The sequence below is a fragment of the Azospirillum sp. UENF 312511 genome (genome assembly GCF_058780635.1).
On record NZ_JBSNCG010000001.1, the window covers coordinates 764970 to 779072 of the forward strand.

14 protein-coding genes are annotated in these 14103 nt (G+C 71.3%); 8 read left to right on the forward strand and 6 right to left on the reverse strand.

The window, feature by feature from the left end:
• The first annotated feature begins 2 nt into the window (after nucleotides 1–2).
• The 3 genes from ACWPN7_RS03420 to ACWPN7_RS03430 are packed head-to-tail and all read left to right on the forward strand — an operon-like array spanning nucleotide 3 to nucleotide 2859.
• Complete coding sequence (locus ACWPN7_RS03420) at nucleotides 3–1175, forward strand: ABC transporter permease (RefSeq protein ID WP_459196677.1); 1173 nt, start codon at nucleotides 3–5, stop codon at nucleotides 1173–1175.
• A complete protein-coding gene (locus ACWPN7_RS03425) occupies nucleotides 1172–2110 on the forward strand; it encodes an ABC transporter ATP-binding protein (RefSeq protein ID WP_492273111.1) in 939 nt (312 codons plus the stop codon). Before ACWPN7_RS03420 ends, ACWPN7_RS03425 begins: the two co-directional genes overlap by 4 nt.
• Nucleotides 2107–2859 (forward strand): ABC transporter permease, encoded by a 753-nt coding sequence (locus tag ACWPN7_RS03430; protein ID WP_459196679.1) that lies wholly within the window; start codon nucleotides 2107–2109, stop codon nucleotides 2857–2859. The genes ACWPN7_RS03425 and ACWPN7_RS03430 overlap by 4 nt, the downstream gene beginning before the upstream one ends.
• 3 nt (nucleotides 2860–2862) lie before the next feature.
• Here the strand turns inward: ACWPN7_RS03430 and ACWPN7_RS03435 are convergent, their stop codons facing one another.
• Nucleotides 2863–3750 (reverse strand): regulator of G-protein signaling domain-containing protein, encoded by an 888-nt coding sequence (locus ACWPN7_RS03435; RefSeq protein WP_014197352.1) that lies wholly within the window; start codon nucleotides 3748–3750, stop codon nucleotides 2863–2865.
• Between the two features lie 158 nt (nucleotides 3751–3908).
• A complete protein-coding gene (gene lysM / locus ACWPN7_RS03440; protein WP_247887488.1) occupies nucleotides 3909–4397 on the reverse strand; it encodes a peptidoglycan-binding protein LysM in 489 nt (162 codons plus the stop codon).
• Between the two features lie 210 nt (nucleotides 4398–4607).
• On the opposite strand from lysM, the gene ACWPN7_RS03445 reads away from it, so the two are divergent.
• From ACWPN7_RS03445 to ACWPN7_RS03455, 3 genes are all read left to right on the forward strand, one after another.
• Nucleotides 4608–5588: a S1C family serine protease gene (locus tag ACWPN7_RS03445; RefSeq protein WP_014197350.1), complete on the forward strand. Its 981-nt coding sequence runs from the start codon at nucleotides 4608–4610 to the stop codon at nucleotides 5586–5588.
• A gap of 74 nt (nucleotides 5589–5662) precedes the next feature.
• Nucleotides 5663–6094 carry a PaaI family thioesterase gene (locus tag ACWPN7_RS03450; protein WP_103039546.1) on the forward strand — a complete coding sequence of 144 codons (432 nt, stop codon included), beginning with the start codon at nucleotides 5663–5665 and terminating at the stop codon, nucleotides 6092–6094.
• Nucleotides 6091–6891, forward strand: a complete 801-nt coding sequence (locus tag ACWPN7_RS03455; protein ID WP_201044071.1) for an oxepin-CoA hydrolase, alternative type — start codon at nucleotides 6091–6093, stop codon at nucleotides 6889–6891. Before ACWPN7_RS03450 ends, ACWPN7_RS03455 begins: the two co-directional genes overlap by 4 nt.
• Nucleotides 6892–7002: 111 nt before the next feature.
• Here ACWPN7_RS03455 and gnd read toward each other — a convergent pair whose 3' ends face one another.
• Both gnd and gntR read right to left on the reverse strand, forming a co-directional pair.
• A complete protein-coding gene (gnd, locus tag ACWPN7_RS03460; RefSeq protein ID WP_492273112.1) occupies nucleotides 7003–8445 on the reverse strand; it encodes an NADP-dependent phosphogluconate dehydrogenase in 1443 nt (480 codons plus the stop codon).
• Nucleotides 8446–8510: 65 nt separating this feature from the next.
• Nucleotides 8511–9569, reverse strand: coding sequence for an HTH-type transcriptional regulator GntR (gntR, locus tag ACWPN7_RS03465; protein WP_451994295.1), 1059 nt, complete (start codon nucleotides 9567–9569; stop codon nucleotides 8511–8513).
• 166 nt (nucleotides 9570–9735) lie between these two features.
• On the opposite strand from gntR, the gene ACWPN7_RS03470 reads away from it, so the two are divergent.
• Nucleotides 9736–10239 carry a gluconokinase gene (locus ACWPN7_RS03470; protein ID WP_459196681.1) on the forward strand — a complete coding sequence of 168 codons (504 nt, stop codon included), beginning with the start codon at nucleotides 9736–9738 and terminating at the stop codon, nucleotides 10237–10239.
• Between the two features lie 28 nt (nucleotides 10240–10267).
• Nucleotides 10268–12070 (forward strand): phosphogluconate dehydratase, encoded by a 1803-nt coding sequence (edd, locus tag ACWPN7_RS03475; protein ID WP_459196682.1) that lies wholly within the window; start codon nucleotides 10268–10270, stop codon nucleotides 12068–12070.
• A 184-nt stretch (nucleotides 12071–12254) separates the two neighbouring features.
• Here the strand turns inward: edd and ACWPN7_RS03480 are convergent, their stop codons facing one another.
• Both ACWPN7_RS03480 and ACWPN7_RS03485 read right to left on the reverse strand, forming a co-directional pair.
• Nucleotides 12255–13007 carry a 2-keto-4-pentenoate hydratase gene (locus ACWPN7_RS03480; RefSeq protein WP_492273113.1) on the reverse strand — a complete coding sequence of 251 codons (753 nt, stop codon included), beginning with the start codon at nucleotides 13005–13007 and terminating at the stop codon, nucleotides 12255–12257.
• 39 nt (nucleotides 13008–13046) lie between these two features.
• Nucleotides 13047–14099 carry a LacI family DNA-binding transcriptional regulator gene (locus ACWPN7_RS03485; protein ID WP_492273114.1) on the reverse strand — a complete coding sequence of 351 codons (1053 nt, stop codon included), beginning with the start codon at nucleotides 14097–14099 and terminating at the stop codon, nucleotides 13047–13049.
• Nucleotides 14100–14103: the final 4 nt, after the last annotated feature.

Below are 14103 nucleotides of genomic sequence, written 5' to 3' on the forward strand. Positions count from 1 at the left end.
GGATGACCGGCGTCCGTCCGATCCACAACCGTGTCGCCCTGCTGCTTGCCGCCATGACCGTGGCGGCGGCTCTGGCTCTGCCGTTCCTTGGCTTCGCGCCCAACCGGCTGCTGTCGGGAAAGGCCATCGCGCTGAGCGCGGTGGCGGGCGCCGGGTGGAGCGGGGCGGCACTGCTGCCGGTCGCCCTGCTGCTGGCCGTGCCGTTCCTGCGGCAGGGCCGGGCGGTGAATGCCCTCTATGTCGGAGCGGGCGTGCTGACGGCGGCGGGGCTGGTCTGGCTGGCCGGGCAGCACGCCGCCTTGCTCGCCGCGACGGCCAGTCCGGCGGCGCGGACCTCCCTCGGGGCGGGCTTCTGGGTGATGGAGGCGGCGGCGCTTCTCGCCGTGCTCGACGGGGTGCGGCGGCTGGGGCTGGGTGTCGCCGGACGGGTCGCCGTGGGCGCTCTGGCGGCGGCGCTGATCGGCGGGCAGTTCGCCGCCGGGCACCTCGACCAGCTGTCGATCATGAAGGAATACGCCAACCAGCGGGACGTCTTCGCCGGGGCCGTGCTGCGCCACGCCGCGCTGGTCGCGGCGGCCCTGGTGCCGACCCTGCTGATCGGCGTGCCGCTGGGCATCGCGGCGCAGCGTTCCGCCGCCGTGGGGCGGCTGGTCTTCCCGGTGCTGAACGTCGTGCAGACGATCCCGTCCATCGCCCTGTTCGGGCTGCTGCTGGCCCCGCTGTCGGCGCTGGCCGCCGCCTTTCCGGGGCTGGGAATCGGCGGGGTGGGGCCGGTGCCGGCGGTGATCGCCCTGACGCTCTATTCGCTGCTGCCTATCGCGCGGAACACCGCCGCCGGGCTGGCCGGCGTGCCGGAGCCGGTGCGGGAGTCGGCGCGCGGCATCGGCATGACACCGCGCCAGATCTTCTGGCGGGTCGAGGCGCCGCTGGCCCTGCCGGTGTTCCTGGCCGGGCTGCGGATCACCCTGGTCCAGGCGGTCGGACTGGCCGCGGTGGCGGCGTTGATCGGCGCCGGCGGGCTGGGGGCGATCATGTTCCAGGGGCTGTTCGCCAACGCGCTGGACCTCGTGCTGCTGGGGGCGGTGCCGGTGATCCTGCTGGCCGTCGCCGCCGACGCGGCGCTGAAGCTGGCCTCGGCGCTGGCGCTGTCGAGACTCGGGAGGACGGCGGCGTGATCGCCTTTGAAGGAGTGACCAAGCGGTTCGGCGCCTGGAACGCTGTGGACGACCTGTCCCTGACCGTGGCGGCCGGGGAGTTCCGCGTGCTGATCGGGCCGTCCGGCTCCGGCAAATCCACGGTGCTGCGGATGATGAACCGGCTGATCGCGCCGGACTCCGGAACGATCCGGGTGGAGGGCGAGGACATCGCCTGCCTGAAGCCGGAAACGCTGCGCCGCCGCATGGGTTACGTGATCCAGAGCATCGGGCTGTTCCCGCACTGGACGGTGGAGCGCAACATCGCCGCCGTGCCGGACCTGCTCGGCTGGCCCAGGGCGCGGGTGCGCGACCGGGTGACGGAACTGCTCGCCCTGCTGAATCTCGACCCGGAGCGCTACCGCGGCGCCTATCCGCACGAGCTGTCCGGCGGACAGCAGCAGCGCGTCGGCGTCGCCCGCGCGCTGGCGGCGGAGCCGCACATCCTGCTGATGGACGAGCCGTTCAGCGCGCTCGACCCGATCACCCGCGGCGCCTTGCAGGTGGAGATGGCGGCGATCCACAAGGCGACCGGGACCACCATCGTCTTCGTCACCCACGACATGGACGAGGCGCTGGCGCTGGCCAGCCGGATCGCCGTGCTGGACCGCGGGCGGCTGGTGCAGACCGGCACGCCGCTCGACATCCTGACCGATCCCGCCGACGACCGCGTGCGCGATCTGGTGGGGCGCGAGGATTGGGGGCTGAAGCGGCTGGCCGTGGAGACGGTGGCGGAGCGGATGCGCCCCGGCGAAACGGCGCCGGGCGATCCCCTGGCGGCGGGGGCGTCGCTGCGTCAGGCGCTGGCCGCGATGGTGGCGCGCGGGACCGACCGGCTTCCCGTGGCGGACGGGCAGGGACGCTTGGCGGGCACGCTCCATCTCGCCGACCTGCTGCGCGGGCCGGACCGGCCGTGAGCCGCCTGCGGAGTCTGCTGACCGACCGGCTGGCGCTCGGGCTGCTTGTCCTGGCGGCGCTGGTTTTGGGGATGCCGGCGCTGAAGCCGCTGTTCGCCGCGGCCTTCCCGGCGCTCGACCGGCCCTTGTACGAGGCGGACGGCTTCCTGGCCCTGACGCTGGACCATCTCGCCCTGGCCGGCGGGGCGAGCCTGCTCGCGGTTCTGCTGGGCGGGGCGGCGGGCATCGCGGTGACCCGGCCCTTCGGCCGGGAGTTCCGCGGCATCCTCGACGCGGTGGCGGCGATGGGCCAGACCTTCCCGCCGGTGGCGGTGCTGGCCGTCTCCGTCCCCGTCCTCGGCTTCGGTCCGGCCCCGGCGCTGATCGCCCTGACGCTCTACGGGCTGCTGCCCATCGTGGAGAACACCGTGGCCGGCCTGGAATCGGTGCCGGAACCGGTGCGCGAGGCGGCGCGCGGCATGGGCATGGGGCCGGGCGCGCTGCTGTGGCGGGTGGAGCTGCCGCTGGCCGCCCCGGTGATCCTGGCCGGGGTGCGGACGGCGGCGGTCGTCAATCTCGGCACGGCGGCCATCGCCTCCACGGTCGGGGCGAAGACGCTGGGCCTGCCGATCATCGTCGGGCTGAACGGCTCCAACCCCGCCTACGTCATCCAGGGCGCGGTGATCGTGGCCGCCCTGGCGGTGGTGCTGGACGCCGGCTTCGACCGGCTGGCGACGCACCTGACCCGCTGGCGGCCCAATGCTGTTTGAGGGTCACTTGTAACCGAGCTTGCGCAGGGCGGGTTCGCCGAGTTCCTGGGCGCGCTTCAGGGTGTCCCGGCTGACGACCAGCTCGACATGCTCCCGAATGTCCTTCAGGGCCGCCACATAGGTGCCCGTGCCGATCCCGTTGGAGAAATCGTTGCGTTGCTGGGCCGTGATGTTCAGGCTCTTCGCGCCGTTCGGGTCGATGAACAGGTTGTAGAGCTTTAGCGCCCCCCGCTGGTCGACGCCCTTGCGCGTGATCGACAGAAATTCGATGTTCTCGCCGTTGTGTTCCTTCTCGGCGCAGGCATGCAGCAGCAGCGTCAGTTTGCTGCTCTTCAGGATGTCCGCGAGGCTCTTGCCCTGGAAGGGGTTCACGAACTGGCCGCCGTTGTTTTGCTGCGCCGCCTTTTCGGCCGCCTTGCGCTGCTTTTCATGGGCCGCCTCATCCTTCGCCAAGCGGGCCTTGATGTCCTTGCGGTCCTTGTCGATGGCATCCTCAAGGACCTTCACCAGCTTGGCTGTGACGCCCGGCACCGCCTTGGTGGCGGCAAGGGCCTTCTTCGCCACCGCGTCCTTCGGATTCGCCTTCGCCAGGGCGCCGAGATCCTTGGAGGCTGCGGCGGCCAGCGTGTTGAGCATCTTCATCTTGCGGAACACGCGGGCGATGGCGTTGTCCACCTCGCTCTCGTAGACGTGGATGGTGTCCTCGTCCAACGGCTCCGGCTTGGTGAGGGCGAGCAGCATCACCTTGTGCCACGTGATCGAGCCGAACGCCTTCTCCGCGTCGGCCATCCCAGCCAGCAGATCCGCGCATTCCTGCCGGGTCCGGTACGTCCCCAGGCTGGCCGATGCCACCCGCGGAATGAGGTCGTCCGGGTATCCGATGATCTTCATGGCCTGCTCCTCCCTGCCGGTTCGTGGCGGGGAGCCTGCCGGAGCGGCTTGGGCGGAGCAATTCGAGATCGGTCGGAATGACGGGAGAGTCCGGCGCGATCTGCACCTTTGCGGACCGATTCCGCGGCGGGAGCCTCTCGCCGCGGAATGGCGTGCCCTTACTGCGGCGGGATGCGCAGAACCTGACCGGGATAGATCTTGTTCGGGTCCTTCAGCATCGGCTTGTTCGCCTCGAAGATGGCGTTGTAGCGGTTGGGGTCGCCATAGACCTTCTTGGCGATGGCGGACAGGGTGTCGCCCTTCTCCACCGTGTGGAACTGCGTCTGGCTGGCCGGCTGCTCGGTCGGCGGCACGGTCGGCTGGTCCGGGCCGCCGGCGCTCTGGTCCTTGGCGATGACGGCGGTCTGGTCGTCCACCCGCGACACGCCCTTCACGTTGCCGAGCGCCACCGCGATCTTCTCCTTCTCCTCCTGCGAGGCGGCGCTGCCGCGCACGGTCACCGTGTCGTCGGCGACCTGGATGTCCAGCCCGTTGGTCGGCAGGCCGACCTGCGTCAGGTGGGATTTCAGTTCGTCGGCGGTCGGGTTGTCCGCGGCACCGACCTTTTCGCCGTGATCGCGGCGGAAGAAATCGAACAGGCCCATCATGTCCTCCCTCGGTTGGTCGCCATGGTGAAGCGATCCCGAACAACATCGCTGCGGCTCGCTGGTTTCACGCGCGGAGGAGGGGGGTAGGAACGCCGGGCTTAGCAGGCGCGTTCGACTTCCCAAATAAGGCCACGGAGCCCAAATAACGTCATAGAGAATCACGCCGAAAGGGGAGAGGATCACACCGTCCCCTGCGCAAAGGAGCCGCCGATGAACCCGTCCGACGACTGGCGGATTCCGCCGCAATACCAGCCCGACCCGGATGATCTGGCCTATGATCTGGACCGGGCGCTGTCCGCCGTGGTCGGGCTGCGGGCCAGCGTTCCTGAAGACGCCTACACCGCCGGCGTTCTGGGCACGGAGCGCGCCGGGCAGGGCGCCGTCATCCGCGAGGACGGGCTGGTCCTGACCATCGGCTATCTGATCGCGGAGGCCGAGGAAGTCTGGCTGACCACCAACGACGGGCGGGCGGTGCAGGCCCATGTCGTCGCCTACGACCACACCAGCGGATTCGGGCTGGTGCAGGCGCTGTCGCCGCTGGGCGTGCCGGCGCTGATGCTCGGCTCGTCGCGCCATGTGCAGTTGGGCGACCCGGTGGTGGTGGCCGGGGCCGGGGGGCGCGAGCGGTCCATCACCGCGCGGGTGGTCGCCCGCCAGGAGTTCGCCGGCTACTGGGAGTACATGATCGACGACGCCCTGTTCACCCTGCCGGCCCATCCCAACTGGGGCGGCACGGCGATGCTGGGGGCGGGGGGCGAGTTGCTGGGCATCGGCTCGCTCCAGCTCCAGTACCGGGCGCCGGAGGAGCGTGTCCTGCCGCTGAACATGAACGTGCCGATCGACCTGCTGAAGCCGATCCTCGACGATCTGATGACCCGCGGGAAGGTCAGCGACCCGCCGCGCCCCTGGCTCGGCCTCTACGCCACGCAGGACGAGCGGGAGCGGGTGGTGCTGGTCGGTCTGGCCGGCGACGGGCCGGCGCAGCGGGCGGAACTGCGGGCCGGCGACGTGGTGCGCGCGGTGGCCGGGCAGCCGGTGGGCTCGCTGGCCGACTTCTACCGCGCCCTGTGGAATCTCGGCCCGGCTGGGGTCGACGTGCCGCTGACCATGGAGCGGGAGGGCGACGTCTTCGACATGCGCGTCGGCTCCAGCGACCGCGAGCGCTTTTTGAAGGCGGCGCGGCGGCACTGACACGCCCATCTGTGCGACGATTCTGTGCGACACTGGCGCCTCAGAACCAAGAAGACGGGTTGGAGAGCGCTTTTATGGACGACTTGATGAAGGGGGAACCGGCCTCCGGCTTTCAGACCCTGCTCGGCTACACGCTGGTGCGCTGGGAGGAAGGCGTGGCGGAGGTGGAACTGACCATCACTCCGCAGCACCGCAACCGGGGTGGTGTCCTGCACGGCGGCGCGCTGATGACCCTGCTCGACACCGTCATGGGATTCGCGGCGACCCATTGCACGGTGCCCGGCCATTCCCGCCGGGTGGTCACGCTGTCGCTGTCCTCCAGCTTCCTGGGCGCGGTGGCGGAGGGCACGGTGGTGGCGCGCGGCACGCTGCTGGGCGGCGGGCGCAAGATCGTCGGCTGCCGGGGCGAGGTGCGGCGCAAGGACGACGGCGCGCTGCTGGCGTCCGCCGAGGGAATGTTCAAATATTCTCCGGGAAGTGAAAATCCGGAGGGAACGCCCCGATGACCGATACGAACGATAAGAAGACCGGCTTGGACATCGCGCAGGACGGCCGTGTCCTGCGCCTGACCATCAACGATCCGGCCACCCGCAACTCGATCGGCCCGGCGCTGATGGAGGCGGCCCGCGCCGCCTTCGACGCGGCGGCGGCGGATGCGAGCGTCGGAGCGGTGGTGCTGACCGGCGCCGAGGGGGCCTTCTGCTCCGGCGGCAATCTGAAATGGCTGAAGGAGGCGCGCGGCGGCGACCGCGAGTCGGTGCGGGCGGGGGTGGAGAGCTTCCACGCCATGATCCGCAGCCTGCGCGCCTGCCCCAAGCCGGTGATCGCCGCGGTCGAGGGGCCAGCGGGCGGGGCGGGCTTCCCGCTGGCGCTGGCCTGCGACCTGATCGTCGCGGCGGAGGACGCGGTCTTCACCCTGTCCTACATCAAGGTCGCGCTGACCTCCGACGGCGGCGGCACGGCGTCACTGGCCCGCGCGCTGCCGCCGCAGCTCGCCGCGGAGATCCTGTTCGAGGGCGGGCGCGTCGGGGCGCCGCGTCTGGCGCAGCTTGGCATGATCAACCGGCTGACCGCCCCGGGCGGTGCGCTGGCCGAGGCGACCGCCTGGGCGGAGCGGCTGGCCGCCGGCCCGACCGCCGCGCTGGGCCGCGCCAAGGGGCTGCTGGAAGTCGCCTATGGCGGGCTGGCCGACCAACTCGACCGCGAGCGCGACGCCTTCGTGGAATCGCTGTTCAACGACGAGGCCGGGGAGGGCGTGACCGCCTTCTTCGAGAAGCGGGCGCCGGTGTTTCCGAAGGGGTGAGTGGGCGAGTCGGGCCCCCACCCCAGCCCTCCCCCGCTATCGCAGGGGAGGGAGCTTAATTCCCTCCCCCGCTCAGCGGGGGAGGGTTAGGGTGGGGGCCCGTGCGGGGTGTCACCCCACCTTCCACTCCGTGTGCACCATGCCCGGACGGTCGGTGCGCTCATAGCCGTGGGCGCCGAAATAGTCGCGCTGGGCCTGGATCATGTTGGCCCACAGCCGGCCGCTGCGGTAGCCGTCCCAGTAGGACAGGGCCGAAGCCATCGCCGGCACCGGCACCGCGGCCAGCGTCGCGGCGGCCACCACACGGCGGAAGCCGGCGTCGCCGCGGGTCATCAGGCCGGCGATGTCGGGGTCCAGCATCAGGTTCGGCAGTTCCGGCGCGCGGTTCAGCGCGGTCAGGATGCGGTCGAGCAGGCGGGCGCGGATGATGCAGCCGCCGCGCCAGATGCGCGCCACCGCCGCCAGATCGACGTCCCAGCCGAATTGCCGGCTGCCCGCCGCGATCACCGCGAAGCCCTGGGCATAGACCGCGATCCGCCCGCTGAGCAGCGCGTCGCCGACGGACGCGACCAGATCCTCCGTGGAGGGGGCGTGCGGGATGGCCAGCGCCTCGGCGGCGCGCACGCGCTCGTCCTTCAGGGCGGACAGGCAGCGGGCGTGCACGGCCTCGGCGATGGTCGGGGCGGGCATGCCCAGTTCCAGCGCCGTGGTCGCCGCCCAATGGCCGGTGCCCTTCTGGCCGGCGGCGTCGCGGATGACCTCAAGGATCGGAGCACCGGTCTCGCCGTCCTTGGTGCGCAGGATGTCGGTGGTGATCTCCATCAGGTAGGAGGCCAGCTCGCCACCGTTCCACTCCGCGAAGATGTCCGCCAGACGCTCGTAGGAGCAGCCGCCGATCTCGCGCAGAAGATGATACGCCTCGGCGATCAGCTGCATGTCGGCGTATTCGATGCCGTTGTGGATCATCTTCACGAAATGGCCAGCCCCTTCCGGCCCGACGCGGGCGAAGCAGGACTCGCCGTCCGGGGCACGGGCGGCGATGGCGGCCAGCAGCGGGGCGACGGGGGCCAGCGCCTCGGCGTCGCCGCCGGCCATCAGGGCGGGACCGCGCCGTGCCCCCTCCTCGCCGCCCGACACGCCCAGCCCGACGAAGCGCACGCCCGCCACGGCGGCGAGCGCCGCGCGGCAGTTGGTGTCGCGGAAGTGGGAGTTGCCGCCATCGATCAGCACGTCGCCCGGCGACAGGCGGGGCAGCAGGGCGGCCGTCAGCTCGTCCACCGGGGCGCCGGCGGGCACCATCATCAGGATCGTGCGCGGCGCCTTGAGCGCGCCCAGCAGTTCCTCCACCGACGCGCAGGGGACGGCGTTGCCCACCTGGGCGGCGAAGGCGCCGCGGCGCCCCTCGTCCAGGTCGTAGCCCGCCACCACGGCCCCGTGGTCGGCCAGATTGGCGGCGAGGTTGCGCCCCATCACACCCAGGCCGAGGACGGCGATGTCGGCCGAGCCGACGGCGGTGGTTTCCGCCCCGGTCCTGGTCGAGTTGCCCTGCACCATCACAACGAACTCCCGTACATTCTCTTTAATGACAACCCCGCGGCGCGGGGGTCGGTTGCGGTCTCTCAAGTGGTCTCGCGGACCATCAGGCGAAAGCCCAGATCCACGCGGCGCGGATTTTCCCGGCTTTTCGGCGTCCGGTCCGCCATGCCCGCGATCAGCAGGCGGGCCGCCTCCACGCCGATGGCGCGGCGGGGGGTGGCGACGGTGGTCAGCGGCGGGACGGTCCAGGCCGCCCCGGCCAGATCGTTGAAGCCGGCGACGGCCAGCCGCTCTGGCACCGGAATGCCGAGCCGCGCGCATTGGAACAGCGCGCCCTGCGCCAGATCGTCGTTGCACAGGAACAGCGCGTCGGTGTCCGGGTGGGTGGCCAGCGTGCGTTCCAGCAGCTCCGCGCCCAGCGCGACGGAGGTGGCGTCCGGCACCATCAGTTCCAAGGCGGGGTCGTGCCGCCCGGCGTCGCGCACCGCTTGCCGCCAGCCGTCGCAGCGCTGGCGCGTCCGCGGGTCGAGCTGCCCTGCGATCAACCCGATCCGCCGCCGCCCCCGCGCTGCCAGATGCGCGCCGACGGCGTAGCCGGCGTCGAACTGCGAGAAGCCGACCGTCTGCACCGGACAATCGTCGTGCTCGCCTTCGGCGATCAGATCCATGGTGTGGACGACCGGGATCGTGAGGCTGCGCAGCAGGTCCCAGGTGCCCGGCGTGTGGTCGAGCCCGCTCAGGATCACCCCGTCCGGATCGTGGGCGAGCTGCGTGCGCAGGACGCGCTCCTCCGCCTCCGCGCCGTAGCCGGTGATGCCGACCAGCGGCTGGTATCCTTGCGGGCTCAGCGTTTCCTGCACGCCGGCCAGCAGGTCGATGAAGACGGCGTTGGTCAGGGAGGGGATCAGCACCGCCACCGTCATCGTTCGCGCCGAGGCCAGCGCCGAGGCCACGCGACTGGGCACGAAGCCCAGGCGGCGGCTCGCCTCCTCGACGCGGGCGCGCACCTCCTCGCTGACCGTGTCGGGCCGGCGCAGGGCGCGGGACACGGTCATGGCGCTGACCCCGGCGGCGGCGGCGACGTCGGCCATGGTAGCGCGTCCGCTGCGCGAGGATCGGGGTTTGCGGGGCGTGGCGGCCATCAGCGTTCCAATTGTGCGGCGGCCATTATCCCGCGCCGGATTGGGCTTTACAAGCCTCATTTGTTAGCGGTAACATGCGCATCTCTCCCCAGCCATTTTGATTCGAGGACCGACCAGCATGAGCGCTCTTCCGTCTCCTGATGTTACCGCTAACATAAGCGGGGCCGTGGACGCGATCGTGGTCATGGGCGTGGCGGGCTGCGGCAAGACCTCGGTGGGGGAGGAGCTGGCCCGGCGGCTCGGCTGGCAGTTCCTGGAGGGCGACGGCTTCCACCCGCCGGAAAACATCGCGAAGATGTCCGCGGGCATCCCGCTCCAGGACGAGGACCGCTGGGGCTGGCTGGACACCATCGCCGCCCACATCGTCCTGGCGAAGGAGGCGAAGGCGCCGGTCGTCGTGTCCTGCTCCGCGCTTAAGCGGCGCTACCGCGAGCGGCTGAGCGCTGGCGGGACGCGCGTCCTGTTCGTCCATCTCGACGGCAGCCGGGACACCATCCACGCCCGCATGGCCCTGCGCGCCGGCCATTTCATGCCGACCACCCTGCTCGACAGCCAGTTCGCCGCTCTGGAGCCGCTGGAGGCCGGAGAATTCGGCATCGTCTGCGACATCGACGCCAGCCCGGCGGAGATCGCCGCCCGCGTGTCCTCCCGGATCGCTTCCGCCGCCTGAACAATCCGCCGTCTGGAAGGACCGCGCCATGATGAGTCTTCATCCCGTCCTCGACGCCGTCACCCGCCGCATCCGCGAGCGCAGCCGCGCCACCCGCGCGTCCTATCTGGAGCGTCTGCGGGCCGCGGCGGCGCAGGGGCCGCGCCGTCTGGCGCTGGGCTGCGCCAACCGGGCGCACGGCTTCGCCGGCTGCACCGCGGCGGAGGACAAGGCGGCGCTGCGCGGCGGCTCGACCCCGGCCATCGGCATCGTCACCTCCTACAACGACATGCTGTCCGCCCATCAGCCTTACGGCGATTACCCGGAGCGGCTCAAGGCAGCGGTGCGCGCGGCGGGCGGCGTGGCGCAGGTGGCGGGCGGCGTGCCGGCCATGTGCGACGGCGTCACCCAGGGCGAGCCGGGGATGGAACTGTCGCTGTTCTCCCGCGAGGTGATCGCCATGGGGACGGCGGTCGCCCTGTCGCACGGCACCTTCGACGGGGTGCTGTGCCTCGGCGTCTGCGACAAGATCGTTCCGGGGCTGCTGATCGGCGCGCTGTCTTTCGGCCATCTGCCCACCGTTTTCGTGCCCGCCGGCCCGATGCCTTCCGGCCTGCCCAACAAGGAGAAGGGGCGCATCCGCCAGCTCTACGCGGAGGGCAAGCTGGACAAGGACGCCCTGCTGGAGGCCGAGGCGGCGTCCTACCACGCGCCGGGCACCTGCACCTTCTACGGCACCGCCAACTCGAACCAGATGCTGGTCGAGATGATGGGGCTGCATCTGCCGGGGGCGAGCTTCGCGAACCCCGGCACGGCGCTGCGCGACGCGCTGACCGACGCGGCGGCGCGGCGGGTGGTCGCTCTGCGCACGCCCATCGGCGAGATCGTCGACGAGCGCGCCATCGTCAACGCGGTGGTCGGGCTGCTGGCGACGGGCGGCTCGACCAACCACACGCTGCATCTGCCGGCCATCGCGGCGGCGGCGGGGATCGCCTTGACCTGGGAGGATTTCGCCGAGCTGTCGGCGGTGGTGCCGCTGCTCGCCCGCGTTTACCCGAACGGCAGCGCCGACGTGAACCATTTCGAGGCGGCGGGCGGCATGGCCTTCCTGATCGGGGAACTGGCCGACGCTGGGCTTCTGCACGGCGACGCCGCCACCGTTTGGGAGAATGACACCATCGCCGCCTATTGCCGTCCGCTGCGGCTGGAGGGGGGCGAACTGGTGCGCGGCGCGGCGGTTCGGGAGAGCGCCGACCCCGCCGTGCTGGCGGCGGTCGCGTCGCCCATGGCGGCGGAGGGCGGGCTGCGCGTGCTGAGTGGGCTGCTGGGCCGCGCGGTGGTGAAGGTCTCCGCCGTGAAGCCGGACCATCGCGTGATCGAGGCGCCGGCCCGTGTCTTCACCGACCAGGAGTCGGTGCAGGCGGCGTTCCGCCGCGGCGAACTGCACCGCGACGTGGTGGTGGTGGTGCGCTTCCAGGGCCCGAAGGCCAACGGCATGCCGGAACTGCACAAGCTGACGCCGCCGCTGGGCGTGCTTCAGGATCTCGGCTACCGCGTGGCGCTGGTCACGGACGGGCGGATGTCGGGGGCGTCGGGCAAGGTGCCGGCGGCGATCCATGTCACGCCGGAGGCCGCGGCGGGCGGTCCGCTGGGCCGGGTGCGGGATGGCGACATGCTGCGGTTGGACACCGAGCGCGGCACGCTTGAGGTTCTGGTCGACGACGCGGAATGGACCGCCCGCCCGCTGGCGGACGCGCCGGCCGATGCCGGTGTCGGCTTCGGGCGGGAGCTGTTCGGCGTGTTCCGCCGGGCGGTCGGCAGCGCCGAGGCCGGGGCGTCGGTGTTCGGGTGAGGGGCGATCCTATTGCAGGTTCCTCTCCCCTCCGGGGAGAGGGTCAGGGTGAGGGGGTTGTGCGTGTGCCGGACGTACCGCCATGCGTAACCCCCTCACCGGCCCTCCGGGCCACCCTCTCCCCAGGGGGAGAGGGCTATAAAGGCCAGAGGCGACTACCCTTGTGTGGCCAAGGGGAACTCGATCACTTCACCGTCAGTTCGTAGGTGCCCATCGTCCCGTACACGGCGACCGACGTGCTGCCCGCCGGGACCATGACGGTGCCGACGTGCGAGCCGGTGGTCACCACGTCGCCGGCCTTGAGGCCGCCCAGGCTGACCGCGCCGGTGTTGGCCATCCACACCAGAAGCCGCACCGGCTCGCCCGCGGAATTGCCAGCGACCGTGTCGGCCTTCGTCTCGCCATCGACGACCAGGGCGACCCGCTCCTTCAGCGGCTCCAGCGAGCGCCAGTCGGCGATGGCCGGGCCGACGACCAGGGCGCCGTGGTTGAACTGGTCGGCCATGTGGCTGAACCACTCCTGCGAACCGAAACCGGCGAAGCGCGTGTCGACGATCTCGAAGGCGGGATGGACCAACTCGACGGCGTCGAGGACCTCCTCGCGGCTGTAGGGCTCGGCGCGGGGCGGCAGGTCCTTGGCGAATTTGTAGGCGATCTCTGCCTCCATGCCGATGACCTGATAGTCCGCCGCGGGAAGCACCGTGGTGTCGAAGAACAGCGTGTCGGCGTGGATGGGCGCGCGGAACGGCTCGGACTCCGGCGTGCGGGCGCCGACCTTCCAGGCGACGACCGGACCGAGGCGGCGGGCCACGGCGTCCTGAATGGCGTAGGCTTCGGCCTCGCTGGTCGGGCGGGTGGGCAGGGCGGACAGCCAGTCGCGGCTTTTCCGCGCCTGGATCAGGGCGTCGACGGAATCGCTGAATGCGGCGTTGTTCATCTCATCGGGCATCGTCTTCGGGCCTTCGCTTTTCTTCGGTTATTGGTGCTTGTCGGGTTGGACTCTCATGGCGCCGCAGGACTCGCGGACGACCAGCCGGGCGGGCAGGATCACGCGCTCCGGTGCGCCCTGCGGGTCGGCGATGCGGCGCAGCAGCAGGCGGGCGGCCTCCTGCCCGATCTGGCGGGCGGAGGTTGCGACGGTGGTGAGGGCGGGACGGCTCATCGCCGCTTCGGCCATATCGTCGAACCCCGTCACGGCGACGTCGCGCCCGGCCCTGAGACCGCGGGCCTCCAGCCCCAGCATCACGCCGAACGCGACCAGATCGTTGTAACAAAGCATCGCGGTGGGCGGGTCGGCAAGGTCCATCAGCGGCCCCACCGCGTCCAGCCCGCCGCGGCGGGTGGCCGGGCAGCGCACGACGAGGTCCGGGGTCAGGCCGTGGCGGCGCAGCGCCGCGGTGAAGCCGACGCGGCGTCCGGCGAAGGCGGAGTGGGACAGGTTGCCGCCGACGAAGGCGATGCGGCGATGGCCGATCCGCAGCAGATGCTCGGTCACCATCTCCATGCCGAACTCGTAATCCACCCCGGCGTAATCGCCTTCGCGGGCGGAGAGGAAGCGCAGCGCCTGGACGACGGGAAGCTGCCACTGGCGCAGCCGGTCGAGCAGCGCTGGCGACGTGCCGGCGGCGGGGCAGATGATCACCCCGTCCACATTCTGCTCGCGCATGCGCTGGAGGTAGCGGTCCTGCCGCTCCCCCAACTCCGCGGTGTTGGCGAGGAAGGCGACGACCCCCTGTTCACCCAGGACGTCATCCACCCCGGCGGTCAGCTCGCCATAGAAGGAGTTGTTGATCTCGCAGACGAGCAGCCCGACCGTGTCGGTGCGGGCGGCGCGCAGGGTCGCGGCGCCGCGGTTGTAGACATAGCCCAAGGCTTCGATGGCGGCCTGCACGCGCTCCCGCGTCTCGGCGGCGACCAGCGGGCTGCCGCGCAGGACGAGCGAGACGGTGGACCGCGACACCCCGGCGTGGTGCGCCACCTCCGTCAGGGTGATGCGGGCCGGTCCGCCGCGCTCGTCGAGGATGGTCATTCAC